The organism is uncultured Cetobacterium sp. (genome assembly GCF_947039425.1).
In the GTDB taxonomy this organism is placed as follows: Bacteria; Fusobacteriota; Fusobacteriia; order Fusobacteriales; family Fusobacteriaceae; genus Cetobacterium_A.
In genome coordinates, this window is record NZ_CAMQYW010000204.1 from 1 (window position 1) to 3,603 (window position 3,603).

At 22.5% G+C, this 3,603-nt stretch carries 5 protein-coding genes; 2 read left to right on the forward strand and 3 right to left on the reverse strand.

What is annotated here, in order from left to right; all coding sequences use genetic code 11:
- Positions 1-1,075: dGTP triphosphohydrolase (gene dgt / locus Q0V09_RS09165; RefSeq protein ID WP_297488767.1), on the reverse strand; the 1,075-nt coding region annotated here is incomplete at its 3' end.
- A gap of 145 nt (positions 1,076-1,220) precedes the next feature.
- On the opposite strand from dgt, the gene Q0V09_RS09170 reads away from it, so the two are divergent.
- Together Q0V09_RS09170 and Q0V09_RS09175 are read left to right on the forward strand one after the other, a co-directional pair.
- Positions 1,221-1,937: a ParA family protein gene (locus Q0V09_RS09170; RefSeq protein WP_297406163.1), complete on the forward strand. Its 717-nt coding sequence runs from the start codon at positions 1,221-1,223 to the stop codon at positions 1,935-1,937.
- 14 nt (positions 1,938-1,951) lie between these two features.
- Complete coding sequence (locus tag Q0V09_RS09175) at positions 1,952-2,647, forward strand: hypothetical protein (protein ID WP_297488770.1); 696 nt, start codon at positions 1,952-1,954, stop codon at positions 2,645-2,647.
- 38 nt (positions 2,648-2,685) lie between these two features.
- Here Q0V09_RS09175 and Q0V09_RS09180 read toward each other — a convergent pair whose 3' ends face one another.
- Together Q0V09_RS09180 and Q0V09_RS09185 are read right to left on the reverse strand one after the other, a co-directional pair.
- Complete coding sequence (locus Q0V09_RS09180) at positions 2,686-3,261, reverse strand: methyltransferase domain-containing protein (RefSeq protein WP_297406165.1); 576 nt, start codon at positions 3,259-3,261, stop codon at positions 2,686-2,688.
- A gap of 20 nt (positions 3,262-3,281) precedes the next feature.
- On the reverse strand, positions 3,282-3,603 hold a 322-nt coding region (locus Q0V09_RS09185), incomplete at its 5' end, for a 5'-methylthioadenosine/S-adenosylhomocysteine nucleosidase (RefSeq protein WP_297488773.1).

The window sequence follows — 3,603 nt, forward strand, 5'->3', positions numbered from 1 at the left end:
CTAAGTTTTTAAATAAATTTTTAATCTCTTTATAAGAACTAACATCTAAAAGTTCTCTTTTAAATATTCCGTTTAATATGTCATTTTCATTTTCTAAAAATATAGAAATAGTATTATTTATCATTTGTGATTGTAAATAAATTTTTATTTTTTGAATAATAATTTTTTCATATAATCTATTCCCTTTACTTTTTTTTATCTGAATATTTTCTAATTCATATTTATTAATATTTTCTTCAAGAGCTATAAGAGAATTTAAATTTTTTTCATCAGACCTATCTTTATATTTATTGATTTGTTCTTTTATATCTTCGAGAGTTATTAATTTCTTTTGGATTCCATCTTCAATATCTGCAACACAATAAGCAATATCATCAGATGCTTCAAGTAAATATGTTAAAGGATGACGATTATTATTAAGACCAAGTTCATCATTTATTTTTTTATAGTCTAAATCTTCACTTAAAAAGTATCCAAATTTTTTCTCCTCAATATTTAAACTATTTTTTTTATTTCCTTCTACTGAATTTTTAGGATATTTTATAATTGTAGCTAACGTACCATAAGTTAAATTATATCCAAATTCATTTCCTAAATATTGTAACTTCTTTAAAATCCTAAAAGTTTGAACATTTCCATCAAAATAGATTAAATCGTTTTCTTGTCTTTGAGAAAGATTTAAATTATTTTTTTCAAAAAATTCTTTGAAAAATTTTTGTATAACAAACTCTCCAAAATGTCCAAATGGAGGATTTCCAATATCATGAATAAGACCTGCCACTGCTAAAATTGAGCTTATTTTATCATCTTTTAATTGTTTCTTATACTCTATTGCTTTTCCTATAGAAGAGGAAATATGAGAAACTTCTAGAGAATGCGTTAATCTAGTTCTTACAAAATCTCCTCTTTTTAAAGGAAAAACTTGTGTTTTATCTTGTAATCTTCTAAATGATGAACTAAAAATAATTCTAGAATAATCACTAGAAAAAGAGTTTCTATTATCAAATTCTAATTTATCAGATGAACTTTTTTTAAATCTTTTTTCATTTAGAAGAGTGTCCCAATTCATTTTCATATTTTCTCCTTAAAATAAGTTATTTTAATACTATTATAACACTAAGAAATCATTTTTTTTACATTTAATTAAGGAATATAGTTGTTTTCATATATAAATTATGGTTTAATTATATATAAGAACATAATAGATTTTTGGAGGTAAAATGGGAAAAATAATAACTATAAAAAATAATAAAGGTGGAGTTGGTAAAACTTTTATAGCAACTCAATTAGCTTCTGGCTTATCAATGCTAGATAAAAAAGTTTTAATATTAACTTCTGACAGTCAAAATAATGTTTTTTCATACCTATTAAAAGGAAATCATGAATTTGAAAAAGGTCTTAAAACACAAGTAACTAAAGGTAATGGAGAGTATTTTAGATTAAGAGAAAATCTTTATTTTCTTCCATTAGAAGATAGTAAATTTTCTCCTCAATTTATCAAAGCGTTACCTGCTTTTTTAGATAAATGTAAAAATGAGTATGATTATATTGTTGTGGATAGTACTCCTGTTTTAAAAATAGATAATGTTTTTTTAGATAATACAGACTATATTTTAATCCCAGGATATGCAGATAAAGTTACAACAGAAAGTATAATTAATGTACTTGAACAAGTTGATACGAAAAAAATTCTAGGAATTGTCTTAAATAGATATAGATCATCAGAGATTCAAAATATGTTTTTACAAGAGGTTAAAAGTGCCACTGAAGATACAAACATATCTTTTATTACTCCAATTCCTCACCTTTCTTTTATTGAAAAGATGTTGTATAATCAAAAAACTATCTGGGAGTTTACAAATAAAGACGCTAATAGAGTCCAAGATATTTTTTGTGAAATTATAGCGAGAATAAAAGAAGAAGAGTCAATAAATTAGGAGGGTACTTTTTAGTGAATAATATAAAAGATAAATTTAAAGATAGATTAAAAGACAAACTTTCTAAACATGAAAATGGAGTTTTAAAAAACAAAATCTCTGAAGAAAACAGTATTACAGAAACAAATATCTCTGAAATAATAGACTTTCAGTTAATTAATACTTTAGTAGAAGATAAGAATATTATAAAGGAGTTAAAAGAAAACTCAATTAAAATATTTTCCATCCAATCAAAAGCAGTTATAGATATGGGTGAGATATTTCATAATGTATATAATCTTCTTTCAAAATCTGGAAGTAAAGATGGAGTTTATACTAAGTGGTTAGAAATAACTGGAGTTTCTCCTAGAACGGCTTTAAATTATAGAAAAAGATATGATTTGTATTGTAAGGTGAGTTTAGAAGGTAAAATTCTTATAAAAAAAATGCCACAAAAAATAATAGATAATATCTATAACATGGAGAATAAAGATAATATAGTTAATGCTATAAATAAAGGAGAAGATTTTTTAAAGTATCTTTCTAATAATTTAGATACACAGCATCAAATAGAAATTAAAAAATCAACTGAATTTTTTCAAGAAATAAAAATAAATAAATATATAGAAGTTTTTAATAATCTTCCTTCTAAATATAACAATTTAAATGAAAAGAAAAAAAGAGAATTAGAAAAATATTTGAAAAAAATTGATGAAATATTAGATATATAAAAGGAAAGAAATAAAGCTTCGGCAAACTTGCCGAAGCTTTATTTCTTTCTTAAAATATATTGAACTATATTTCCTAAATCATTCTCTTTATCTAAAAAACTTATTAAATTATAATAATCTAATATTTTATTTATATCTGATTTTAGTAATAAATCTTCTTTTCTTAATCCATTATTTATTTTATTTTTTTCTCCAAATCCACAAATATATAATATACCGTTCTTTTTAAGCTTATAATGAATTTTTAATAATTGATTTAAAGGTAATTTATAATGATTAATAATTATATTATCAAAAATTTCTAATTCATCTAAAAACTTATTTTTAGATACATCTAATTTTTTAACTTTAATTATTTGACTTCTTTCTTTAGAAAAAACTAATAGTCTTTTTAATGCTTCATCACTAAAATCTACTCCTGTAACTTCAAATCCATTTTCAGATAAAAAAAGAGAATTTCTTCCATCTCCACAAGCAATATCTAACACACTTCCTTTTTTAAAAAAATCAACTTTATTTATTAAAAATTCATCAGGATCCATTAATTTATTTTTTCTATTTAAAAATTTGTTCTCCCAAAATAATTTTTCACCCATATAAATCTTATCACTCACTAAAATCTCCCTTTAAAAATCTAATTGTTATTTATATTTTTTAAAATTTCAAGAACTAAATCACCACTATTTTTAGATGCTATTTGTATAATGTTATCATTTAAACTAGTCTCCTCATTTGCATTATCAGATATACTTCTAATAACTAAAAAATCTATATTATTAATATATGCTACATGAGCAATAGAAGCTCCTTCCATTTCAACACAATGAGGATTGTAATCCTTTATAATTTTTTCCTTAAATTTTAACTCTGTTATAAAAGACTCTCCTGTAACTATTCTCCCAATATGATATTTTTTATTTATATTTTTTGCACTTTTAATAGCAATCGATTTTAAA